Annotated in this window: 20 protein-coding genes; 11 read left to right on the top strand and 9 right to left on the bottom strand. The window is 67.5% G+C overall.

What is annotated here, in order from left to right; all coding sequences use genetic code 11:
* Position 1 precedes the first annotated feature (1 nt).
* Complete coding sequence (locus OHZ10_RS30880) at positions 2 to 712, top strand: hypothetical protein (RefSeq protein WP_059239519.1); 711 nt, start codon at positions 2 to 4, stop codon at positions 710 to 712.
* A gap of 9 nt (positions 713 to 721) precedes the next feature.
* Complete coding sequence (locus OHZ10_RS30875; protein WP_342705282.1) at positions 722 to 1,837, top strand: hypothetical protein; 1,116 nt, start codon at positions 722 to 724, stop codon at positions 1,835 to 1,837.
* Here the strand turns inward: OHZ10_RS30875 and OHZ10_RS30870 are convergent.
* Positions 1,825 to 2,724, bottom strand: coding sequence for a hypothetical protein (locus OHZ10_RS30870; RefSeq protein ID WP_256086070.1), 900 nt, complete (start codon positions 2,722 to 2,724; stop codon positions 1,825 to 1,827). The genes OHZ10_RS30875 and OHZ10_RS30870 overlap by 13 nt on opposite strands.
* On the bottom strand, positions 2,721 to 3,608 hold the full coding sequence (locus tag OHZ10_RS30865) for a metal-dependent hydrolase (protein ID WP_342705281.1): 888 nt from the start codon (positions 3,606 to 3,608) through the stop codon (positions 2,721 to 2,723). The genes OHZ10_RS30870 and OHZ10_RS30865 overlap by 4 nt, the downstream gene beginning before the upstream one ends.
* 104 nt (positions 3,609 to 3,712) lie before the next feature.
* On the opposite strand from OHZ10_RS30865, the gene OHZ10_RS30860 reads away from it, so the two are divergent.
* The 3 genes from OHZ10_RS30860 to OHZ10_RS30850 are packed head-to-tail and all read left to right on the top strand — an operon-like array spanning position 3,713 to position 7,390.
* A complete protein-coding gene (locus tag OHZ10_RS30860) occupies positions 3,713 to 4,651 on the top strand; it encodes a fatty acid desaturase (RefSeq protein WP_340624696.1) in 939 nt (312 codons plus the stop codon).
* Positions 4,651 to 6,249, top strand: coding sequence for a GH3 family domain-containing protein (locus OHZ10_RS30855; protein ID WP_342705280.1), 1,599 nt, complete (start codon positions 4,651 to 4,653; stop codon positions 6,247 to 6,249). Before OHZ10_RS30860 ends, OHZ10_RS30855 begins: the two co-directional genes overlap by 1 nt.
* Positions 6,250 to 6,253: 4 nt before the next feature.
* A complete protein-coding gene (locus OHZ10_RS30850) occupies positions 6,254 to 7,390 on the top strand; it encodes an aromatic ring-hydroxylating dioxygenase subunit alpha (protein ID WP_342705279.1) in 1,137 nt (378 codons plus the stop codon).
* 33 nt (positions 7,391 to 7,423) lie between these two features.
* Here OHZ10_RS30850 and OHZ10_RS30845 read toward each other — a convergent pair whose 3' ends face one another.
* Both OHZ10_RS30845 and OHZ10_RS30840 read right to left on the bottom strand, forming a co-directional pair.
* Positions 7,424 to 8,368 (bottom strand): fatty acid desaturase family protein, encoded by a 945-nt coding sequence (locus tag OHZ10_RS30845; protein WP_059239530.1) that lies wholly within the window; start codon positions 8,366 to 8,368, stop codon positions 7,424 to 7,426.
* Between the two features lie 89 nt (positions 8,369 to 8,457).
* The gene (locus OHZ10_RS30840) at positions 8,458 to 9,981 is read right to left on the bottom strand and encodes an FAD-dependent monooxygenase (protein WP_342705278.1); all 1,524 of its coding nucleotides are present in this window, start codon (positions 9,979 to 9,981) and stop codon (positions 8,458 to 8,460) included.
* 86 nt (positions 9,982 to 10,067) lie between these two features.
* Between OHZ10_RS30840 and OHZ10_RS30835 the strand changes: the two genes are divergently transcribed.
* On the top strand, positions 10,068 to 10,805 hold the full coding sequence (locus OHZ10_RS30835; protein ID WP_342705277.1) for a TetR/AcrR family transcriptional regulator: 738 nt from the start codon (positions 10,068 to 10,070) through the stop codon (positions 10,803 to 10,805).
* A gap of 24 nt (positions 10,806 to 10,829) precedes the next feature.
* On the opposite strand, the gene OHZ10_RS30830 is transcribed toward OHZ10_RS30835, so the two are convergent.
* The 4 genes from OHZ10_RS30830 to OHZ10_RS30815 all read right to left on the bottom strand — a co-directional run bounded on the left by OHZ10_RS30830 (position 10,830) and on the right by OHZ10_RS30815 (position 13,565).
* The gene (locus OHZ10_RS30830) at positions 10,830 to 11,465 is read right to left on the bottom strand and encodes an isochorismatase family cysteine hydrolase (RefSeq protein ID WP_342705276.1); all 636 of its coding nucleotides are present in this window, start codon (positions 11,463 to 11,465) and stop codon (positions 10,830 to 10,832) included.
* 119 nt (positions 11,466 to 11,584) lie between these two features.
* Positions 11,585 to 12,100, bottom strand: coding sequence for a hypothetical protein (locus OHZ10_RS30825; RefSeq protein WP_256086075.1), 516 nt, complete (start codon positions 12,098 to 12,100; stop codon positions 11,585 to 11,587).
* 41 nt (positions 12,101 to 12,141) lie between these two features.
* The gene (locus OHZ10_RS30820) at positions 12,142 to 12,516 is read right to left on the bottom strand and encodes a cytochrome c (protein WP_081052003.1); all 375 of its coding nucleotides are present in this window, start codon (positions 12,514 to 12,516) and stop codon (positions 12,142 to 12,144) included.
* A 134-nt stretch (positions 12,517 to 12,650) separates the two neighbouring features.
* Complete coding sequence (locus tag OHZ10_RS30815) at positions 12,651 to 13,565, bottom strand: glutaminase (protein WP_174992536.1); 915 nt, start codon at positions 13,563 to 13,565, stop codon at positions 12,651 to 12,653.
* A 219-nt stretch (positions 13,566 to 13,784) separates the two neighbouring features.
* On the opposite strand from OHZ10_RS30815, the gene OHZ10_RS30810 reads away from it, so the two are divergent.
* The 3 genes from OHZ10_RS30810 to OHZ10_RS30800 all read left to right on the top strand — a co-directional run bounded on the left by OHZ10_RS30810 (position 13,785) and on the right by OHZ10_RS30800 (position 16,603).
* A complete protein-coding gene (locus OHZ10_RS30810; RefSeq protein ID WP_059239539.1) occupies positions 13,785 to 14,495 on the top strand; it encodes a response regulator in 711 nt (236 codons plus the stop codon).
* A gap of 64 nt (positions 14,496 to 14,559) precedes the next feature.
* Positions 14,560 to 15,690: an ATP-binding protein gene (locus OHZ10_RS30805; RefSeq protein ID WP_059239541.1), complete on the top strand. Its 1,131-nt coding sequence runs from the start codon at positions 14,560 to 14,562 to the stop codon at positions 15,688 to 15,690.
* A 286-nt stretch (positions 15,691 to 15,976) separates the two neighbouring features.
* Positions 15,977 to 16,603 (top strand): FMN-dependent NADH-azoreductase, encoded by a 627-nt coding sequence (locus tag OHZ10_RS30800; RefSeq protein WP_059239543.1) that lies wholly within the window; start codon positions 15,977 to 15,979, stop codon positions 16,601 to 16,603.
* Positions 16,604 to 16,663: 60 nt separating this feature from the next.
* Here OHZ10_RS30800 and OHZ10_RS30795 read toward each other — a convergent pair whose 3' ends face one another.
* Entirely contained in the window at positions 16,664 to 19,069 is a 2,406-nt protein-coding gene (locus tag OHZ10_RS30795) for a patatin-like phospholipase family protein (RefSeq protein WP_059239545.1), read from the bottom strand.
* Between the two features lie 270 nt (positions 19,070 to 19,339).
* Between OHZ10_RS30795 and OHZ10_RS30790 the strand changes: the two genes are divergently transcribed.
* Both OHZ10_RS30790 and OHZ10_RS30785 read left to right on the top strand, forming a co-directional pair.
* Positions 19,340 to 20,374, top strand: a complete 1,035-nt coding sequence (locus OHZ10_RS30790) for a rod shape-determining protein (protein ID WP_342705275.1) — start codon at positions 19,340 to 19,342, stop codon at positions 20,372 to 20,374.
* 241 nt (positions 20,375 to 20,615) lie between these two features.
* The gene (locus OHZ10_RS30785; protein WP_226196273.1) at positions 20,616 to 21,275 is read left to right on the top strand and encodes a YdcF family protein; all 660 of its coding nucleotides are present in this window, start codon (positions 20,616 to 20,618) and stop codon (positions 21,273 to 21,275) included.
* Positions 21,276 to 21,801: the final 526 nt, after the last annotated feature.

The raw sequence follows: 21,801 nt of genomic DNA, 5'->3' as shown, positions 1-21,801 counted from the left end.
GATGGAGTTGCGCGCCACCGCCGTCGAACGTGCGGCCCTGGGCCCCGGCGACATCGAGCGGATGTTCTCGTTGTATGCGGCGTCGTATTGCGATACGGGGCGCGCACGGTTCGACCACGACCTCGGCGACAAGACGCACTGCATCGTGCTGCGCGACGCCGGCGGCGCGATCCAGGGCTTCTCGACGCTCAAGCAGTACGACGCGCACTGGCGCGACGCGCCGATCCGCGTGATCTTTTCCGGTGACACCATCATCGATCCTGCGCACTGGGGCACGCAGCATCTCGCGTTTGCGTGGATCCGCCATGCGGGCGACGTATGGCGGCAGGCGCCGGCCGTGCCGCTGTACTGGTTCCTGATCTGCAAGGGGCATCGCACCTATCGCTACCTGCGCGCGTTCGCGCGCGACTACGCGCCGCGTGCCGGCAACCTGACTTCACCGGCGACGCAGGACCTGATGGATTACCTGGCCGCCAGCCGTTACGGGCACGCATACGATCCGGCCACCGGCATCCTGTCGTTCGACACGCCGATGGGCCGGCTCGCGCCCACGCTCGCCGAGGTGCCGGCCGCGCACCGGCGGCTGGCCGACGTCGACTACTTCCTCGCACGCAATCCCGGCTACGCACGCGGCGACGAACTCGTGTGCCTGTGCGAGCTGTCGGCGTCGAACCTGCGGCCGCTCGCGCGCCGGTTGTTCGACGGCACGTGAGCCGCGCCCATGCGGATCCGTCTCGCGCAACCGGCCGACAACGCGCACATCCTCGAATTCCAGGCCCGCCATGCGATGCAGGGCAGCCTGCCGCTGCGCTTCGACCGCGCGCCCGACTATTTCGCCCTGCATCGCTGCCACGCGCCGCATCACGAGGTGTGGCTCGCAGAGGGCAAGCCCGCTTCGCTGAAGGGGCTGGCGAGCCTCGTCGTGCGCGACGGCTATCTCGGCGAACGCGTGCAGCCGGTCGCCTATCTCGGCGACCTGCGCCTGATGCCCGACCGGCGTCTGTCGCGCGAATGGACCGACTCGGTGCGCGAACGCTTCGCGGCGCTGCGCGCCGACGCAGGCGTGCAGTACGCCTACTGCTGCATGATCCGCGACAACCGGCTCGCGGTGCAGTCGCTGGCGCGGTCGCGGCGCGCGAACCGGCTGCGCTTCTCGCACTGGCATGGCTACGAGAACGTGTCGATCTACGCGCAGCGCGGGCTGTCGTCGGCACCGCGCAGTGTGCCCGGCATCCGGATCGTCGGAGCGCAGCCGCATCACGCGGACGCACTGCGCACGTTTCTCGATGCCGAGTCGCGCCGCCAGCCGTTCGGCGGCGTGTTTTCCGCGGGGGAGTTCGCGCGCCGGCTCGATACGTGGCCGGCATTCGGCCTCGATGCATTCCTGCTGGCGCTCGACGCGCACGGCAACCTGCGAGGTTGCGTCGCGCCGTGGGACGCCGGCGACATCAAGCGGATCGTGCTCGAACGATTGCCGCTGCCGCTGCAGGCGATCCGCGTCGCATTCAACACGCTCGCGCCCGCGTTGCGCCGCCCGCGTATCGCGGCGCCCGGCGAGCCGCTGCGCGACGTCTACCTGACGCACCTGCAGGTGCGCGACCGCGATCCTGCCGTGTTTGCGGCGCTGCTCGACGCCGCATGGCTGCGCATGCGCAACCGCTATGCGCTGATGCAGCTGTGCCTGTACGACGGCGATCCGCTCTGGCCCGCGCTCGCGCGGTATTACGCGGCGCGTACGCCGATGGATCTCTATACGCTGCCGACCGGCGAGCCGTCCGAGCCGATCGACGGCCTGCTGGCCGGCCGTGTGCCGGGGTTCGAGATTTACCTGGTCTGACCGCGCGTGACGTGCAGCAGGTCGGCGAGCGCGAGCCAGAAGCGGCCGGCGTCGAAGCCGAGCCCGCCGAGCACGGGCTGGCCGTGATCGAGACGCGGCAGGCAGATTTGCGGTACGCCGGGCAACACCTGGTGATCGAGATAAAACTGCCCGTCGTGCGCGCAGCCCGGGCGAAGACCGTTCAACCGCGCATGATGCGAATCGAAGCGCGTGGACGCTTCGACCGACCAGCTCACCCCATGCACGAGATGCAGGTCGCGCGGCAGCGCTGCGAGCATCGCGCCGACACCGGGATCGCGCCGGCTGCTGATGTCGCGCGTGCCGGCGTTCGTCCAGCGCGTGCGCAGCATGCGGCGGGCAATGCGGTCGGGCCACGGCGCGGCCACGTGCGGCGGCATGCCGTGACGGAAGATCGTGTCGACGATCGCGGACGGGCCGACCGGTGGCTGCACGAGCGCGATGCCCGCGCAACGCGCTGACAGCACCGGGTCGCCGACGAGCGCCGCGAGCGTATCGATGCCGCCCTTGCTGTGTGCGAGCACGACGAATTCGCTGCCGGCCGGCACGTGCGCACGCAGGTGTCGGCCGATATGTGCGCCCTGGTCGAACACGCCGCGCGCGGAGCGCACGGGCACCGTCAGTACGCGATAGCCGGCCGCGCCGAGCGTTTGCCGCGCGCCGCGATTGCAGCCCGGCAGCCATTCGGAGTAGAGCCCCGCGATGAGCACGACCGTTGTCGTCAGCGGCAGGCGGGCCGTGCGTGCTGTCCAGCTGTCGATGAACGCGCCGGTCCGGTCGAGGTTCGCCGCGACCCGTGCGAACGGTGTCGCCGGATAGCAGCGGCGCCAGTCATCGAACCCGTCCGGTGTCCACGGTGCGCGCGTCATGCGTGCGGCTCCGGCTTGCGTTCGGCCGTCGCCAGATACGGTTCGAGCGCGGCGCGCGCCGCGCGCAGCGTCGCGTCGCTGTCGAGGCGATCGGGATGGAAACGCGGCGAAAACCAGCACAGCCACATCGGCATCACGTGCGTGAAGATCCCCGGCGCGACGAACAGCCAGCGCAGCAGTTGCAGCCAGCCGCGCACGTTCCGTGTCTGCCCGTCGACCGCGACGAGGCGGTGCACGAAATAGATCAGGTCGATCACGAAGTAGACGGAGATCCCGAGCATCGCCGCGCAGCGCACGGCATAGCGCCGCACCGCGCCCGGCATGGCGGCCGCGAGCACGTCGAACGCGACGGTCTTGTGTTCGGTTTCCTCGATCGCGTGCCAGCGCCACACGGCCGCCATCGTCGGCTCGGCGCCGTCGAGGATCGCCGGGTCGCTCAGCAGGCGGTGCGACAGGATCGTCGTGTAGTGTTCGAGGCAGGCCGTCAGCGCAAGCCGGATGACCGGCGACACCTGTCGTGCCGCGTTGCGCTGGCGTTTTTCGAGCAGCGCTTCGAGCGCGTCGACCGGCACATGCTGCGACGCGAGACGCGCGTTGTAGAGCCGGTGTACGCGGATATGCGACGCTTCCTGCCGCACGAACGCATCGACATCGGTCGCGAGCGATGCATCGCCGCCGACGCGGTCGCGAAACGGCCGCACGCTTTCGACGAAGAAGCGCTCGCCGAGCGGAAACATCACGGAAAACGCGTCGAAGAAACGCGTCACATGGCAGGTGCCGCGATACCAGAAGCGCGGAATGCGCTCGTCGATCGTGAAGCGCACGTCGCGCGGCGGCATGCGCGACGCGGTGCTGGCGGCGGGCGGGCGGCGAAATGGCCGCATGCTAGCGCGCCCCCTTCGCGGACGGGGCGCGAGCCGTTACCGGCAGTTGACGCATCTGTTGTATCCTCCCGTGCAAACAACCGCCATTCCGAGCCTGCCGAGCCATGAACCGACCGAGCGCGCAAGCCGCTGCGGCGCAAGCCCGACGTTACGATCGCGTCAACCTGCTGGTGCTCGCGCTGCAGAGCCTCGTGTGGGCCGGCACGCTCACCTGGCTTTCGCATACGGATGCCGGCGCGATCAAGTGGCTCGTGCTCGTGCCGTTCTGCCTCGTGATGCAAGGCGTGTTCTCGATGATGCACGAAACCTTCCACGGGTTCGGACATCGCCGGCCGACCGCGAATTATATGATGATGTGGTGGGCGTCCACGATGTTCGGCGCGGCCGCGACGCTCATTCACGTCAACCATCTCGGCCATCACGTGCGCAACCGCACGCCTGCCGAGCGCGCGGATTTCGCGACCGCGAACGAATCGCTGCTGCGCAAGCGCATCGAGTACTACGCGGCGATCCTCGGCGGCATCTGGCTCGGCGGTCTCGTCGGCAGCTTCGTGCTCGCGCTGGTGCCCGGCCGCACGATGCAGCGGCTCGCCGCACGCGGCGACGACAACACCTACGCGGCCGCCTTCAAGGAATTCACGACGGCCGACTTCCGCCGCATCCGCTACGAAACGCTCGCCGCCGTCGGTGCATGGCTGCTGGCCGGCTGGCTGCTCGACTGGTCGGTGCCGGCCGTATTGATCGCGTATGTCGCGTTCGCGTTCTCGTGGTCGTCGCTGCAATGGGTGTACCACATGCGCACGCCGCTCGACGTCGTCGAAGGCACGTACAACATGCGCGCGCCGGCCCCGGTGCGCTGGTTGCTGCTGAACTTCAACTACAACCTGACGCATCATCGCCGCCCGGCGCTGCGCTGGCAGGACATGCACGCGGCGTCGGACCTGCGCGAGACGCGGCCGCTGTGGTACGGCTGGCTCACGATCTTCGCGCCGCCGCGCCGGCTGCCCGACGATCTCGCGCAACTCGACAAGACCTATTTCTGATGGACGCTTCCGCCCGCAGTCCCGCCGACGCTTGGCGTGCATTCGCACGCGCCGCGCAGCCGGACGTCGATCGCTGGCAGGCCGGCTTCGACGCGCCGGGCGACGTGCAGGCGCAGCGGTTGATGGCGCTGCTCGCCGCCAACCGCGACACGGCGTTTGGCCGCCGCTTCGGCTTCGACCGGATCGACAGCCCCGCACAGTTCCGCGAGCGCGTGCCCGTGCACGCGGCCGCCGATTTCCTGCCGTGGCTCGAGCGCGTGTCGAACGAGACGGAACCGGTGCTGACCGCCGAACGCCCGCTGTTCCTCGAACGTACGAGCGGCAGCACGGCGCGCCGGAAGCTGATTCCGTACACGCCCGCGTTCCTGCGCGAACTGCAGGCCGCGATGATCGTGTGGCTGGCCGACATGCATCGCGCCTGTCCGGCACTCGGCGAAGGGCATGCGTACTGGTCGATGTCGCCGCCGCTGCAGGCGCCCGGCGTTGCGCCGAGCGGAATTCCGGTCGGCTCGGCGAGCGATCTCGATTATCTGGGAGACAGCAGCGCCGCCGCACTTGTGCCGACGCTGCTCGTGCCGCCGCTGACCGGCGACGCGTCGACGTGGCGGCGCGAGACCCTGCGCGCGCTCGTCGCCGATGCATCGCTCGCGTTTATCAGCGTGTGGAGCCCGACGTTCCTGACGAGCGTGCTGCGTCCGCTGTTCGATCGCAACGATGCCGATGGCGTGCGCGATCTCGCATGGGTCGAAGCGTCGCTGCCGGCCGATCGTCGCACTGCGTTGCGTCGTGCGAGCGCGAACGGCGACTGCCATGCACTGTGGCCGCGCCTGGCGGCCGTGAGCTGCTGGCTGGACGGCCCGAGCCGGTATTACGCCGACGCGTTGCGCGTGCGGTTCCCGGATGTGCAATGGCTGCCGAAGGGGCTGTTCGCGACCGAAGGCGTTGCCAGCATTCCCTTCGGCGCGGGCGACGGCTGCCCGCTCGCGATCGGCAGCCACTACCTCGAATTCGTGCGCGACGACGGCAGCGTGTGCGATGTCGACGCGCTGCAACCGGGTGACGACGCACAGGTGTTGCTGACCACCGGCGGCGGGCTGTATCGCTATGCGCTCGGCGATCGCGTGCGCGTGGTCGGCATGACCGGACGCACGCCGCGCATTGCGTTCGTCGGCCGTGCGGCGGCGAGCGTCGATCTCGTCGGCGAGAAGCTCGACGAACGCATCGTGGCCGATGCGCTGAATCCTGCGCTCGGGCAACACGGGGAAGTCGGTGCGTGCATCGTGCCGTGCGCGGCGCGAGAAGGGCTGCCGCACTACGTGCTGTGCGTCGCCGGCGACCTCGGCGCAGACGCGGCCGATACGATGCGCGCAGCCGTCGAAACCGGGCTGGCGCAGGCATTTCATTACGCGCACGCACGCCGCCTCGGCCAGCTCGGCCCGCTGCGCATGCGCTGGCTGGGCCGATCGCCGGCGCGGCTCGGCGATTGGCTGCAGCACGCGGCCGAACGGGCCGGCATGCGCGCGGGCGACGTGAAGCCGTGCCTGCTCGTGACGCGGCTGCCGATGGCCGAGGCGCTGCTTGCGATGACGGATGAGTGATGCCATGAACGACATGAACGAACCACGCGGATGCGGGCACGAGTGCTCGTCGCGCGATGCGGCGCACGCGCATGCATCCGCACCGCAGATCGACGGCCTGCACGAGCAATGGTTCGTTGCGTGCACCGAACGCGAACTCCCGCGCGACAAGCCGCTCGGCGTGCGCATTCTCGACACCGGCATCGTGCTGTTTCGCCAGCGCGATGGCCGGATTGCCGCGCTGGTCGACCAGTGCGTGCATCGCGGTACGCGACTGTCGGCCGGCAAGGTCGACAGCGACACGCTCGTCTGTCCGTATCACGGCTGGCGTTACGACGGCGAGGGGCAGGTCGTTCATGTGCCGAGCATCGACGGCACGCGGCCGACGGGCACGCCCGGCCGCTATCCGTTCCGGCAGCGCATACTGCCCGTACAACTGCTCGACGGGCTCGTGTGGGTGTATCCCGGCACCGGCGATCCGTCCGCGCGCACGATTTTCCGGATGCCGTTCCGCGACGTCGCTGCATGGCAGTCGTACTACATGGTCAACACGTTCGACGGCGACATCGCGATGCTCGCGCAGAACTTCATGGACGTGCCGCACACGGTGTTCGTCCACGACGGGATCTTCCGCAGCAGCCGTGGCCAGGCGATGGAGGCCACGGTCGCGGCGACGCCGGACAGCGTCGCCGTCACTTATCACGACGGCGACGACAAGATCGGCTTCTGCCTCGACTGGCTCACGAATCCCGATCGCGTGCCGCTTGCGCACGTCGACCGCTTCATCGCGCCGAATGTGACGCGGTGCGACTACCTGTGGGGCGAGCGTTCCGGGTTCCTGATCGTCAGCCAGATCACGCCGATCGATGCGCGCCGTTCGCGCGTCTACACGTACATCGCGTATCGCTTCCGGCTGCCGCGCTGGGTGCTGCGCGCGCTGCGGCCGTTGCTGAACCTGTACACGCACCTCGTGATCCAGCAGGACGTGCGGATCATGCGCGCGCACCGGCAAGGGCTCGACAACGCACCGGGCTTCCGGCCGCACAACGTGCGCGCCGACATCGTGCATGTCGCGATCGACCGGCTGCTCGACGCGGTGAAACGCGGCGAACCGCTGCCGGCCGGGCAGTGCGGCGAGAAGGTGATGCGGTTCGAGCTGTAGGCGCGGCGTGCGGCGCTGCGCGGGGACGCGCGTTTAGCGCGTGGGGCCGGTCTGGCCGGACGCGAGCGCGACGCCGTCCGTCAGGTAGCGGTGCACGGCCGGCAGATGCTCGAGCGCGAGCGCCGGATACGCGTGATGCACCTGGTGATAGCCGATGTTGCGCGGATACAGCACGAGCTTGCCGATCCAGCCGAACGTCATCGTGCGCGTCATCTTCCAGATCGATTCCGGCGAGCGTTCGCCCATCTCCACGTGATCGTGTTCGAGCAGCACGCGGTTCGCATTCATGATGCCGCCGATGATCCACGGCAGTCCGTAGTAAGTGAAGAACGGCAGATCCCAGTGCACGACGGCCGCGATCGCGAGCAGATAGCCCGCGCAATGCGGCAGGTCGGCGCGCGCACACGCAATGACTTCGGGGTGACGGCGCAGGTCCTGGCCCGAACGGTCCTGCATGAAGCCGCGTGCGTACCACGGCCGGAACGCGGGCCAGGCGAGCGCGAGCGGCGCCATCAGCGCGCGTAACGGCCACCAGACCGGCAGCAGCGCGCCGCGCAGCATCATCGCGCGCCGCACCCAGCCGCCGCGTGCGGCGAGCCGGTGCAGGTACGGATCCTGGGCGGTGCCGACCGCGCGATGATGGCGCAGGTGGTGATAGCGCATCGCCGCGATGGACGAGCCGATAGTCCAGCCGGCGAGCGCGTCGACGAGCGCGAGCGGCAGCGTCATGCGTCGTACGGGGAGATGGCATGCGTCGTGCAGGATCACGCCGAATGCCTGCAGCCGCCCCGCAATCAGCAACACGGCCGCGACATGGACGATCGGATTCGGCACGAAGCGGATCGCGGCCCAGCACAGCAGGATGCCGAACCAGTCGACGCACGCATAGCGCACGAGCCGCCACGGCCGCGCGCCGGCCACGAACGGCAGCGTGCGGTTCAGTTCGGCGGGTGTCGGCAGCGTGGCGGGCGTGGGCATTCGGCGGTGTCGGGCGCGCCGTCGACGGCGCGTGTGCAGGTTTTGTCGCTGGGCAATATACACCGGTTTCCGGCGCCCGGCGGCCGCGATCAATGCGCGGCGCAGGGCGCGCCGAACCATCGCGCTGCCGCGTGCGCCGCTGCGTCGGCATCCACATCGTCGCGACCGGCCCATGCGACGATCCCGTCGGGACGCACGAGCACCGCGCGCACTCCGAGCCGGTCTTTTGCATCGCTCGCGACGTACGTGATCCGGTCGCGCCAGCGGCTTGCCAGTGCCTGAAGCGGCCGGGCTGCATCGAAATCCAGCAGCACGCCCTTGCCGTGCCGGACGCGCTCGCCGAGCCGTGTGCCGTCGGCCAGTTCGAAATCCGGAGCGCTGCGGCCGACGAGCGGGTGATGGCCGCCGAGATCGTACGCAACGGACACGCCCCACACGCGCTCGGCGAAGTACGTCGCGCCGTCGCGCGTGTCGACGAGATCGCGCATGATCGCTTCGAGCGCGCGCGAACTCGGAGACGGCCGCATCAGCGCGACCTGCGCGCGCGACCAGTCGAGCACCCGTGCGCCTACCGGATGCCGTTCGGCCGTGTAACTGTCGAGCAGCCCGTCCGGCGCGTCGCCGCGGATCGTCGCGGCCAGCTTCCAGCCGAGATTCATCGCGTCGCCGAGCCCGAGATTGAGCCCCTGGCCGCCGAGCGGCGAGTGGATGTGCGCGGCATCGCCCGCGAGCAGCACGCGTCCGTTGCGGTAGGTCGCGGCCTGGTACGCGCGGTCGGTCCACGTGGTGGCGAGCCGGAGGGCCGTCAGCGTGACGCCGGTGCCGGACACGCGGCGCAATACGGCTTGCGCATGCTCGAGCGTGACGGGCCCGCTCCGGTGGAACGCGCCGCCGTCGAACTCGACCAGCGCGATGGTTCCGGGCGGCGTGTATGTGTACATGCCGCCCGTCGTGTAACGACGGCCCGGCAGCAGCGCGCCCGGATCGGCGAATTCGGCTTCGATCGAGTAGCCGGTGAATTCGGGATCGGTGCCGGCGAACGCGAAGTCGCCGGCCTTGCGGACCGTGCTGCGGCCACCGTCGCAGCCGACGAGCCAGCGGGCGCGGAACGTCTCGCCGCCCGCGTGAAGCGTGACCGTGTCGCTCGACTGATCGACGTCCGCGACGGCCAGGCCGCGCCGGATCTCGACGCCCGTTGCTTGAGCACGAGCGGCCAGCGCGGATTCGACGCGCGCCATGTCGGTCGCCATGTGCGTGCCGGCCGGGCCGGGCAGGTGGTACGGCCACTGCGACGCATCGATGTTGTCGTGGAAGAACGGGATGCCGGCGAAATGGCCGCCCGGACGGCGCGATTGCTGCATCCAGTGCGCGGTGTCGTTCGCGCGGGGCGGCAGTGCGATGTCGTCGAGCAGGCCGCGACGGTCGAACGCGTCGATGGTGGGCGCCGACAGGCCGCGCATGCCGAAAGGAAGACGCTTCAGCGGGGAATCCGGATCGTTCGCCTGCTCGACCACCAGCACGGACAGGCCGCCAAGGCGAAGCTCGCATGCGAGGAACAGGCCGACCGGGCCGGCTCCGGCAATCACGACATCATGGGTGACGGGAAGATTCATCGGGTGGCTCGGTGTCAGGCCGGGGCAGGCCGTGGGCGGTCGATAGCGCGATACCTGACCGGCATCGCGCCCCGTTTGGGTTGACAATGGAACGTTGTTCCAATGGCGAGATATTGGAACGTTGTTCCATGTGTGTCAAGCTAGCGCGCATGAAAACCAGCAACCGGACCGAACGGCGCGCGGATGCGCTGTCGAAAGAGCGGATCGTCGAGGCCGCGATCGAGATACTCGACAAGGACGGCGAGCGCGCGCTGACGTTTCGCGCGCTCGCTGCGTACCTGGCGACGGGAAGCGGGGCGATTTACTGGCACGTCGCCGACAAGCACGACCTGCTTGCGGCGGCTGCGGACCAGGTGATCGCGGGCGCGATGGCGGACGTGCCGGGCGCGGACGATGGCGATGCGGCGGAAGCGCTCCGGCGCGTCGCGCTGCGTTTGTTCGACGCGTTCAGCGCGCATCCGTGGGTGGGGGCGCAGTTGTTCCGGGAACCGTGGCAGCATGCGGTGCTGCGCATCCTGGAGCGCGTCGGCGGGCAGCTTCAGGCGCTGGGCGTGCCCGAACCGGAGCAATTCAACGCGGCGTCGGCGCTGATGCACTACCTCTTCGGGCTGGCCGGCCAGTATGCGGCCGGCGCGCGGCTTCATTCGCGCGAGACGGGGCAGGCGGAGATCGTCGCGACCGTGGCGGAGCGGTGGGCGCAACTCGAGCCGGCGCAGTATCCGTTCGTGCGCAAGGTGGCGGCGCAACTGGCCACGCACGACGAGCGCGCGCAGTTCCTGGCCGGCATCGACCTCATTCTGGCGGGGATCGGAACGGCTCGATAAGCCGTCGTACGGCGGGTCGACTCGTCAGGCGAGCAGTTGCAGCGCCTCCGCGAGCGACAGCACCGTCGTGCGCGATTCGAACGCGGTGGCGAACAGATGCTCGTGGACCACCGGGTCCGGGTCGTAACAGCAATCCTTGACCGTATAGAGGCGGAAATCCGCATCGCTTGCGTGGGCGATCGACGAAAACATCACGCCCGTCGACGCGATACCGACCATGATCAGCGAATCGACGCCTTGCGCGACCAGCCTGGCCTGCAGATCGGTGCCGAAGAACACGCTCGCGCGGTGCGCGACGATCAGCGGCTCGTCGGGCTGCTTGCCCAGCTCAGGCGACGGGCCGTCGTTGATGAACAGGCCAAGCCGTTTGATGCCCTGGCCGTTCTTGTTGAGCGGGCTGACTTCCGGGTAGCCGGGGCTGAAGCGGAGATTCGCGAACCAGACGCCGACGCCTGCGGCTCGTGCCGCATCGCAGAGACGGCGCGTATTGGCGAGCAGTTCGGGTGCGACCGACGGGAAGAGGTCGAGGATGTCGGTCTGGTAATGCATGACGACCAGCGCGGTTTTTGATGGCGCGATGGCGGGAATCGGCGCGCAGGCGCCGTCGCTGGCGTTCGTGTGGGCTGTCGTTGCGACTTCTGATGCGTTGTCCGGATGCATGCGTGATGTTCTCCAGTAACCGCTGCGGGGTGTCGGAAAATCGGTCGTTCGCGTACGTCGTCAACCATGGCGCCTTCGCCGGCCGGGTTGGCTCGACATTGGACGAAGGCGAATCTCCGCTAATGCACGAGATCGCAATGAATCTGCAGCCTTTCCGTGGCGTTGCGGTGAATCTGAAACCCTTGCCGTACCAGTGCGGACTGGATCTGCGCCAGGCTGGAATCGCATCGCCGCATGCGATGCCGCTGCCAGAATGGCGGCGTGAATACGCCCAGCGGCAATAACCGCACGCGACGACCCTTCAACCCGAACGAAACGTCGATATGTGTTCCATCGACGTCGTGTCCGTTGCTTCCGAAAATATCGACAAGCTCGTTGCCTCGGGTGGGGTAGAGCAAGCGGAACAGGCCCATTCCCAGTGCGCGAAACCCGCGACGCGCAACACCCAGACCGGATGCTCGCGGCTCGTAGCCTCGCGTCAGGATCAGGTCGATCTCCGCGGGCAACTCGGCCTGGATCGCCTGCAGCTTCCCCAGCACTCGCGCCTCCACGCGCACGTATCGTGCGGGCCAGCGCGGCCGGATCTGCACGCCGGCTTGAACACCACGCGTCAGCGTCAGCAAATTCGAATGCATCGTGAGGATATCCGTGAGTGTGGCGGGCAACAAGCAAGAATTCAATTTCTTAAAATCAGGCTGCTCATGTATTGATTCAAATCGCGAAAATCCTTAACCGTCCACGGGTGGGGCGGTAGTTTTACGCCGTTTTCTCGCAACGTTTTTGGAATCAGGTCTCCGTTTGGGCGAAGTATGACTGACGAGACAATAACGCCCGGATAGTCTTTGAGTCGCTTTTTGAACGCGGGTGTCGTAAGGTCGGGTGTGGGTGGGCTGCTTTTATTGGCCAGCGGCCCTGTTCCTCTGGCATCTGCTCCGTGGCACATCGCGCATCTCGCCAGGAAGATCTTTTTCCCGTTATCACTATCCGCGAAGGTTGGTGATGTTGGGGCAAGCAATGAAATTCCTAACGAGGCGATGAGGATTTTTTTCATTTTTTTGATTTATTGTGAAAGCCGGTGAATGTCTCTTTAGGGGCGATTGCTGCCGAATGACGGGTTTTGTATTGAGTGTGCCGATCGTCACCTGCCGCAGTCGCGCCGGGTGGCGCACGCCCGGCTTCGCCCCCTCAAAAAATCGACCTTCCCGTATAAGTCGTCAACCACTCCAGCGCCAGTGTCCCCGCCAGCGAGTTCCCGTTCGCATCGAGCCCCGGCGCCCACACGCACACGGCCATATCCCCCGGCAGCACCGCAACAATCCCGCCGCCCACGCCGCTCTTCGCCGGCAGCCCGACGCGATACACGAAATCCCCGGCTGCATCGTAGGTGCCGCAGGTCAGCATCAGCGCCGACAGCCGCTTCGCCGAACTCGAATCGACGATCCGCTCGCCGGTCGCCGGTGCGACGCCGCCGTTCGCGAGGAACAGCGCGGCGCTCGCGAGCTCGACGCAATTCATCGTGATCGCGCACTGCCGGCAATACGCATCGATCACCGTGTCGGGCGGCATCTGCATGTTGCCGAAGCTCGCCATGAAGTGCGCCATCGCGCGGTTGCGCTCCGCATGCTGCAGCTCCGACTGCGCGACGCGCGAATCGTAGTCGATGTCGTTCGTGCCGATCATCCGCCGCACGAATTCGACCAGCGCCGTCTCGGCCTTGACGAAGCGGCGGCACAGCACGTCGGTGACGACCAGCGCGCCTGCGTTGATGAACGGATTGCGCGGCTTGCCGCGCTCGCTTTCGAGCTGGACCAGCGAATTGAACGCGTTGCCGGACGGTTCGCGACCGACCCGTTCCCACAGTTCGTCGCCCAGCAGCTGGAATGCGAGCGTGCACGCGAACAGCTTCGAGATACTCTGGATCGAGAAGCGCTCGTGTGCATCGCCGACCGTGTAAACGTTACCGTCGAGCGTCACGACGGCCATCCCGAACTTGTCGGCGGGCACTTTCGCGAGTTCGGGAATGTAGTCGGCAACCCGTCCCTGGCCTATCCAGGGGGCGAGTTCGGTGTGGATGCGTTCGAGGATCGTCTGGTAATTCATCACGTCAGGCGGGTAGGTGAGCGGCCCGGATTCCGGCGAGCCCGTATGGAACCGTCCCGGCGCCGATTCGTCAAGCATGGCCAGCATCGAACCCTGATTTTCAAGACCGTCAAACGGGCAGGCGGCGGTCGCAGTATCATGCGGTACGTTTCGGCCGATGGCCGGCGTCCGGCACCTGCCGGCGTCGCCGCGGCCCCCTCGATGATCCGACCGCTGCCCATGTCTTTCCGCATCCTGCTCGTCGAAGACGACACCCGCCTGTCCACGCTGATCGCCGGCTACCTGCGCAAGAACGACTATGAAGTCGACACTGTGCTGCATGGCGACGCCGCGGTGCCGGCGATCCTGTCCATTCGTCCCGATCTCGTCATCCTCGACGTGAACCTGCCGGGCAAGGACGGTTTCGAAATCTGCCGCGAGGCGCGCAAGCAGTACGACGGCGTGATCATCATGGTGACGGCGCGCGACGAGCCGTTCGACGAACTGCTTGGCCTCGAATTCGGCGCGGACGACTACGTGCACAAGCCGGTCGAGCCGCGCATCCTGCTCGCGCGGATCAAGGCCCAGCTGCGCCGCGCGCCCGCACGCGTGACCGAGAGCACCGCGCCGCAGCCCGAGCGCTACGCGTTCGGCAAGTTCTCGATCGACCGTACCGACCGTACCGTCGTGCTGCCCGACGGCAGCACGCCCGACCTGACGTCGGCCGAATTCGACCTGCTGTGGGCGCTCGTATGCCATGCGGGCGAGGTCGTCAGTCGCGACGACCTGATGCTGCAGCTGCGCGGCGTCGAATTCGACGGCCTCGACCGCACGATCGACGGACGCATCTCGAAGCTGCGCCGCAAGCTGCGCGACGACGCAAGCAACCCGCAGCGGATCAAGACGATCCGCAGCAAGGGTTATCAATTCAGCAAGCACGCGTGGGAATGACGCCGCCTGCGCGCGACGCCGTCACGTTCCGCGCGGGCATTCCACCCGCCGGCCGGGAGCCGCGATGATCCGACGAACCCGTTCGCACCCCGATGCGCCGCCGTTGCCGACGCTGCGCTACGTCAAGTGGCGCTGGCTGCATTTCCGCCGCGCGTGGACCGACACGCGCGCCGACCGCATTCCGAGCTGGTCGCGCCTGTACGTGCGCACCTACCTGCATCTGCTCGGCCTCGTGTTGCTGACCGCGCTCGTGCCGGCGCTCGCGCTATGCGTCGAATTGTCGCCGCAGGTCGTGTGGCATGCATTCGATTCGCTGCCGGGCGATATCTGGATCGTGCTCGCGTTCGTGTTCGCCGCGCCCGCACTCGCCGCGTACCGGTGGATGCGGCCGGTCTGGTCGGATCTCGTGATGGTGCGTGAACGCGCGATCGACTTCACGGGCGGGCGCTTCAACACGCGCGCCCGCGAATCGCACAGCGTGATCATCGGGCCGCTCGCCCGCACGCTGAACGCGCTCGCGATGCGCATGGAGCGGCTGATCGCCGCGCAGCGCGATCTGACGAACGGCATTTCGCACGAACTGCGCACACCGCTCGCGCGTGTGCGCTTCGCGCTCGAAATGCTGCGCGAACCGGGTTCCGCGGCCGAGTACCAGGGCGCGCTCGAGAGCATCGCGCAGGACGTGACCGAGCTCGAAGAGTTGATCGACATGAGCCTCACGTATGCGCGGCTCGAATACAGCTCGCTGCAGTCGAACCTCGAGATGACCGCGCCCGTCGCGTGGTTCGAGCACCAGGTGAACGACGCGCAATTGCTGTATCCGGAGCGTGCGATCGAGGCGCGCATCGCGATCGCATCGGATCTGCGCGTGAAGATGGACCGCCGGCTGATGTCGTACGCGATGCGCAATCTGCTGCGCAACGCGAGCAAGTACGCGAAATCGCAGATCGTCGTCGGCATCTCGCTCGTGCACGGCAACATCGGGATCTTCGTCGAGGACGACGGCCCCGGCGTGCCCGAGAGCGAGCGCGAACGGATCTTCGACGCGTTCGTGCGCCTCGACCGCCGCACCGGCGGCTACGGGCTCGGCCTGTCGATCACGCGGCAGGTGCTCCATGCGCACAATGGCCGGATCGCGGTCGTCGATCCGGTCGCACTCGGCGGCGCGCGGTTCGAGATCAGCTGGCCGGTCTAGCGAGACGCCGCGCGAGGTCCCGCCCTCGGCCGCCACGATGGCGACGCGCGCCGGTTGCGTGCGCGTTGCCGGCATTCCCCGCCGTCCTTCCCCGTCGCCTCTCCGTATTGCAATCGCATGAAGATTCGTTTGCAGCGCATACGCGCCGTGCATTACGATTGCAATTGCAACTACTTGGGCCGGCGGTCTGCAGCAGCGCAAGCAGGCGGCCTGCGACGCAGTAGCGAAGCCGGGGCGGCCCTGCCTGCCGCCCTTCGTTCATGCATTCCTGTCCGGGTCACGCCTCATGCGGCTACTGAATATCGTGTCTTCTCCCCGTGGCGCCAGGTCGGCGTCGATCGCGGTTGCGAATGCGTTCGTCGACGCGTACTGCAACGCGGAGGCGTCGGTCGACGTCGATACGCTGAATGTCTGGGAAGAGGACCTGCCGGACTTCGACGGCGACGCGATCGGCGCAAAGTACAAAGGCGTCGCGAACGAACCGATGAATGCCGCCGAGCAGTCGGTCTGGCTGCGGATCCAGTCGCTCGTGAAGCGGTTTCAGCAGGCGGACCGGATCGTCGTCGGCGTGCCGATGTGGAATTTCGGGTATCCGTACAAGCTCAAGCAACTGATCGATCTCGTCAGCCAGCGGAACATGCTGTTCACGTTCGATGGCGCCGCCTACGGCCCGCTGCTGACGATTCCGCGCGCGCTGGTTGTCCATGTGCGCGGGCAGAGCGGGGAAACCGGGGCGGGACGTCTCGACACCCCCGGGTTCGGGCATCAGGCCGATTACATCGAATTCTGGCTGAAGTTCATCGGCGTGAACGAGGTCAGGAGCCTGACCGTCGAACACACGTGGAATGCGAAGGCGCACGACAGCATCGAACGGGCGCAAGCGCGGGCGATCGCGATGGCTGCGGATTTCTGATCGGGGAGTACGGCGGCGCGACGGCGGCGCGGATGCCGCCGAAGCGGCATCCGCGCATGCTCAGTAGGTGCGGCCGAGCTGCAGGTAGAAGTTGCGGCGGCCGCCCGGCGCGAGCGCCACGCCGATATAGACGGGCCCGAACGCGGTCGACAGGCTCGTGAAGAACGTATAGCTCTGCTTGAGCGCGCCGCCGCCGATCTGCTGCCCGCTCGACCACACGTTGCCGACTTCCGCGCTGGCGCCCACCGACAGCGCCTTGATCGGCGACGCGTTGAACGTCATCAGCTGGTTCATGTAGGTGATCTGACCGTACGCGAGCTCGTTGCCGTTCAGCTGGTCGGCCGCATACGCGGACAGATGCTGGAAGCCGCCGAGCGTGAAGTTGAACGCGTTGATCAGGTTGGTGCCGCCGATGCTCTTGCCGCCTTCGATCGTCGCGCTGATGCTGTGCCGGCCGAACTGCTGCGCAACCATCGCCTTGCCGTAGATCTCGGTGTAAGGCGCGTTGTTGATCCCGTCGTCGAATTCCTGTGCCGAGCCGCCGTTGCGCGACACCAGCGAGCGCTCGACACGCAATTCGCCGAAGTAGCCCTTGCGCGGGAACATCGGATCGTCGAGCTGGTCGATGACGAGCCGCGCGCGCGCGGTCAGCGCCTGGGACGTGAAGCTCGGCCACAGCAGGTTCTGGCCGCTGCCGTCGTCGAACGGCAGGTTGTAGGTCGGCGAGCCGTGCCCGGTCACGTAGCCGATGCCGACCCGGAAATCGCCGAGCCGAGCGATCGGCAGGCCGAAGTCGATCCCGGCGCGCGCCGTCTGCATCAGGTACTGCGTGATCTTCACGTTACCGGTGTCGTCGTACAGGTTCGCGTAGCGGCGCTGGTATTCCGCGTACGGCGACAGGTAGACGCCGTAGGCCATCGACAGCGGCTGGCGGAATTCGACGCGCGCCGACTGCAGGTCGCTGCCGATCGTCGTGTCCGCGCGGAACTCGAGCCCCGATTCGGTGAGCCACGGCCGCCGGTAGCCGACGTGCAGGCGGAAGCCGCCCTCGTCGGTCGAACTGCTCGACATGCCGAGCCCGAACAGCAGGAAATTCGGCCCCCAGTACTTCTCGCGCGCGTTGATCTCGAGCACGTTGTCGTCGCCGTGGCTCACGATCTGCTGCGTGACGCTCTCGAAATTGCCGCCCGTCGTGAGTCCGAGCAGATCCTGGCTGACGGTCTGCGGATCGTAGGTGTCGCCGGGCTTCACGTGCAGCGCGTTGCTGACGACCCGCTTCGGCACGCCGCCGCTGGTCTTGATGTCGATGCGCGTGATCCGGATCGGCGGTGGCAGCGGCTGCGCGTGCGCGGACCGGTAGGCCGCGTACTGTTCAGGCGTGAGCGCGAAACGGCGCAGCTTCGGCAGCGCCGCGGTCGCCGCGGCCGCGCCGGCGGCGATCGCCTGCTTCGCGTTCTGGAAATCGGTGAACGCGAGCGAGCCGAGGTCCGGCGTGAGCAGCACATCCTGCGCGTCGAGCTGCTTGCGCTGCGCGGTCACGTTCTGGCGGATCAGGATGCCGACCATCTGCTGCATCACGTCGGCGGGCGACGCGAGCGCATCGAGCGGGCGCAGTTGCGAGCCGATGTCGACGGCGATCACGACGTTCGCGCCCATCTGCCGCGCGGTGTCGACGGGCAGGTTGCTGACGAGCCCGCCGTCCACGAGCGCGCGCCCGTTGATCTCGGCCGGCGCGAACAGGCCCGGCATCGCCATGCTCGCGCGGATCGCGAGCGGCAGCGAGCCGTGGTCGAGCACGACCATCTGGCCCGTTTGCAGGTCGGTCGCGACCGCGCGGTACGGGATCGGCAGGCGGTCGAACGGCTGGTTGGTCGGCACGGCGGCCGTCCAGTTCGCCAGCAGCGCCTGCAGCCGGTTGCCCTGCACGAGGCCGACCGGCGCCTTCACGCCTTTCTTGCCGAAGCCGAGCGTCAGCCCGTTGATGTACAGGCGTTCGTCTTCCCGGCTGCTTTGCGGCAGGTCCGCGCGGTCCGTCACGTCGAACGCGATATCCGCGAGGTTGACCTCCGACAGCCGTTTCTGCATCTCGTCGGCCGCCATCCCGCTCGCGTACAGGCCGCCGACCACCGCGCCCATGCTGGTGCCCGCGACGCAGTCGATCGGGATCCGGTTGTCTTCCAGGACCTTCAGGACACCGAGGTGTGCGTAACCGCGCGCGCCGCCGCCGGACAGCACGAGGCCGATCGACGGGCGGCCGGCCGGGCCGCCGTCGGCCGTGCAGTCATGCGCAGGCGCGGCGGGGGCGGCAGGCGTGGCCGCGGGCGCGCCGGCGGCAGCGGTCACGGCCTGGGCGGCGGATTCGGCGGCCGGCAGCGGCTGCGCGGCGACCGTGCAGCACCAGAAGGCGACGAGCGTCGTGCAGAGCGGGCGCACCCGCGCCCAGCGGAAGGAAACGGTCGCTGTCATGGTGGAAATACCTGGCGTGATCGGGCGTCTGAGGCCTGCCGGGAGCAGGCAAGACCGAGAGATTACCGTGTTTTACAGGCGCAATGCGAGAGGCCGTTGCGTAGCCCGAAGCATCCGGCACGGTATTTTCGGCAATTTCGTCGCGAAAAAATCATCGGAATTATCTAAAGTATCGGAACGATTTGCCGCTAAGCTTGTGATGGGGCGGCATGGCCGCGCCGCGAAAATCCGGCGTGGCCGTCCCGGCCTGTTCGTTCTCAAAGGTTTGATATGTCGACACCGCTGTTCGGAAAGTTGTTTGCGCAACCCGTTGCGATCGACCCTGGAACGGCGAGTACGCGGATTTATACGCACGAACGCGGCGTGGTGCTGAACCAGCCGTCGGTCGTCTGCTTCCGCAAGGCCGGCGCGACCGATGCGCGGCCGACGCTCGAGGCCGTCGGCGAGCTCGCGAAGGCGCTGCTCGGCCGCGAACCGGCACATCTCGAAGCCGTGCGGCCCATGCGGCACGGCGTGATCGCGGACGCGCACGCGGCCGAGCAGATGATCCGCAGCTTCATCGACATGTCGCGCACGCGCTCGCGCTTCGGACGCCGCGTCGAGGTCACGCTGTGCGTGCCGTCCGATGCGACCGCCGTCGAACGCCGCGCGCTCCGCGAGGCCGCGTTCGCAGCCGGCGTATCGGAGGTCGAACTGATCGAGGAGTCGCTGGCAGCCGGGCTCGGCGCGGGTTTGCCGGTGACCGAGCCGGTCGGCTCGATGGTCATCGACATCGGCGGCGGGACGACCGAAGTCGCGGTCATCGCGCTCGGCGGCATCGTCTACCGCGAGGCGATCCGCGTCGGCGGCAGCCAGTTCGACGCGGCGATCGTCAACCATGTCCGCAACCTGTACGGCGTGCTGCTCGGCGAACAGACGGCCGAGCACGTCAAGCAGGCGATCGGCTCGGCCACCAGCGCGGTGCCGCGCAGGTCGACGCGCGCGGTCGGCCGCGGCATCGGCGACGGGCTGCCGCGCTCGGTGGAACTGTCCAACCACGACGTGGCGGATGCGCTGGCCGCGCCGCTCAAGCAGGTGATCGGCGCGGTGAAGTCGGTGCTCGAGAACGCGCCGGCCGAACTCGTGACCGACATCGCGCATCGCGGCGTGGTGCTGACGGGCGGCGGCGCGCTGCTCGCCGATCTTGAGCGCCTGCTGTACGACGAGACGGGGCTGGTCGCGCGGGTCGCCGACGAGCCGTCCACCTGCGCGGTGCGCGGCGCCGGCGAGGCGATGGGGCGGCTCGCGATGTGCCCGGTCGACTGATTCGGGCACGTACCGGGCCGTGCATCGCGGCGCGGCCATTCACATTCTTTCGATCCCCGTTGCGCTCCAAATTGCCTGCCCGTGTCGCCGCGGGCACGCTGCTCCGGTCGACTGGCCGCAAGGCCGGCGCCGTCCGGCATCGGTTAGTCGCGTGGACACCCGAACGCGCACCGTGCTAGCGTTACGCGCCCGTACGAGGCCGGGCAAGCCGATGCGCCCGACGACCTGAGAGATGACATCCTTGAAAAACCACGCCAAACGGGGCTTGTTTGCCCGAACGGGCCGCCTGCTGGCCGCCGTTGCCTGCCTCTGGATCGTTGCAGCCGTTGCGCTCGTCGCGTACGGGATGCGGATGCCGAACGAGCCGGCCGACGTTGCCGTGATCTTCGGCAACGCGCTGGACGACACCGGCGCACCGAAGCCCGTGCTCGCCGCCCGGCTCGATGTCGGCGTGCGCTGCTACCGCACGGGGCAGTGCCCGGCGTTCCTCGTCAGCGGCGCGATCGACGGCCCGGGGTTGAACGAGGCGACGGCCATGCGCGACTATCTCGTGGCGCGCGGCGTGCCGGCCGAGCGGATCGCCGTCGACGACCAGGGCGACAACACGCTCGCGACCGCGCAGCACACGCTCGCCTATCTGCAGGCACACGGCCTGTCGCGCGTGCTGATCGTCAGCCAGTATTACCACCTCGCGCGGGCACGCCTTGCATTCGAACGCGTCGGCATCGCGCGGGCGAGCATCTCCGCCGCCTATCCGCGCCGCTTCCAGTGGCGCGATGTCTATTCGAGCTGGCGCGAAGTGCCGGCCTATGCGGTGTATGCGGTCCGTCTGTGGATGAATCCCGATGCGCGGCCCGTTTCGTTCCGGCCGATGCTGTATTTGATGAGCCTGTTTTCGTAATGCGGTGCGCCGGGGGCGAACGCCCCCGGGGTGCGCGGATTGCTTCCTCCTGCCGGTGTCCTGCCGTCCGGCGCAGCCTGCCCGAATGTCATCGGCGCAGTCCAAACGACAACGTTTCGCATTTTCGATCCGATGCGAAGCGAAAATGGAAGCAATTTCCCGGATTGTTCAAGAATTCGAACTCGTTCGGCTATTAAGCAGGCGCTGATTATTCGTATTGACGATTCGCGGCAGTAAATGCCCGTGCCGCAGGGGCCATATACGTTGAATCGAAATCGTATATCGGCGTTTTCACGGATGCGGCGTGTTCGATATTTTTGCCAAAAATCAAAATAAGCAGGCGAAAAACATGCGGCATGCCGTTTTCAAGAATTCCGTGTCGGGTAAAAAATACATACCCGTCGGCCCTTGATCCGATGAGTGAATATCGACTGGAAAACGGTTTGAGTTTGATATAGCCTTGTCTGATAAAAGCGGAACGGTAATCAAATCAACCAGAAAGTCGCTGCAGAAGAACAGGGGCCGC

Origin of the sequence: Burkholderia arboris, assembly GCF_038723655.1 — a bacterium.
GTDB lineage: Bacteria > Pseudomonadota > Gammaproteobacteria > Burkholderiales > Burkholderiaceae > Burkholderia > Burkholderia arboris.
This window is presented reverse-complemented; position numbering and strand designations above follow the sequence as displayed.

What these genes read in the sequence shown, in the direction of transcription:
- OHZ10_RS30880 (WP_059239519.1), top strand. Translation starts at nt 2, where the DNA reads ATGGAGTTGCGCGCCACCGCCGTCGAACGTGCGGCCCTGGGCCCCGGC.
- OHZ10_RS30875 (WP_342705282.1), top strand. Translation starts at nt 722, where the DNA reads ATGCGGATCCGTCTCGCGCAACCGGCCGACAACGCGCACATCCTCGAA.
- OHZ10_RS30870 (WP_256086070.1), bottom strand. Translation starts at nt 2,724, where the DNA reads ATGACGCGCGCACCGTGGACACCGGACGGGTTCGATGACTGGCGCCGC.
- OHZ10_RS30865 (WP_342705281.1), bottom strand. Translation starts at nt 3,608, where the DNA reads ATGCGGCCATTTCGCCGCCCGCCCGCCGCCAGCACCGCGTCGCGCATG.
- OHZ10_RS30860 (WP_340624696.1), top strand. Translation starts at nt 3,713, where the DNA reads ATGAACCGACCGAGCGCGCAAGCCGCTGCGGCGCAAGCCCGACGTTAC.
- OHZ10_RS30855 (WP_342705280.1), top strand. Translation starts at nt 4,651, where the DNA reads ATGGACGCTTCCGCCCGCAGTCCCGCCGACGCTTGGCGTGCATTCGCA.
- OHZ10_RS30850 (WP_342705279.1), top strand. Translation starts at nt 6,254, where the DNA reads ATGAACGACATGAACGAACCACGCGGATGCGGGCACGAGTGCTCGTCG.
- OHZ10_RS30845 (WP_059239530.1), bottom strand. Translation starts at nt 8,368, where the DNA reads ATGCCCACGCCCGCCACGCTGCCGACACCCGCCGAACTGAACCGCACG.
- OHZ10_RS30840 (WP_342705278.1), bottom strand. Translation starts at nt 9,981, where the DNA reads ATGAATCTTCCCGTCACCCATGATGTCGTGATTGCCGGAGCCGGCCCG.
- OHZ10_RS30835 (WP_342705277.1), top strand. Translation starts at nt 10,068, where the DNA reads ATGGAACGTTGTTCCAATGGCGAGATATTGGAACGTTGTTCCATGTGT.
- OHZ10_RS30830 (WP_342705276.1), bottom strand. Translation starts at nt 11,465, where the DNA reads ATGCATCCGGACAACGCATCAGAAGTCGCAACGACAGCCCACACGAAC.
- OHZ10_RS30825 (WP_256086075.1), bottom strand. Translation starts at nt 12,100, where the DNA reads ATGCATTCGAATTTGCTGACGCTGACGCGTGGTGTTCAAGCCGGCGTG.
- OHZ10_RS30820 (WP_081052003.1), bottom strand. Translation starts at nt 12,516, where the DNA reads ATGAAAAAAATCCTCATCGCCTCGTTAGGAATTTCATTGCTTGCCCCA.
- OHZ10_RS30815 (WP_174992536.1), bottom strand. Translation starts at nt 13,565, where the DNA reads ATGAATTACCAGACGATCCTCGAACGCATCCACACCGAACTCGCCCCC.
- OHZ10_RS30810 (WP_059239539.1), top strand. Translation starts at nt 13,785, where the DNA reads ATGTCTTTCCGCATCCTGCTCGTCGAAGACGACACCCGCCTGTCCACG.
- OHZ10_RS30805 (WP_059239541.1), top strand. Translation starts at nt 14,560, where the DNA reads ATGATCCGACGAACCCGTTCGCACCCCGATGCGCCGCCGTTGCCGACG.
- OHZ10_RS30800 (WP_059239543.1), top strand. Translation starts at nt 15,977, where the DNA reads ATGCGGCTACTGAATATCGTGTCTTCTCCCCGTGGCGCCAGGTCGGCG.
- OHZ10_RS30795 (WP_059239545.1), bottom strand. Translation starts at nt 19,069, where the DNA reads ATGACAGCGACCGTTTCCTTCCGCTGGGCGCGGGTGCGCCCGCTCTGC.
- OHZ10_RS30790 (WP_342705275.1), top strand. Translation starts at nt 19,340, where the DNA reads ATGTCGACACCGCTGTTCGGAAAGTTGTTTGCGCAACCCGTTGCGATC.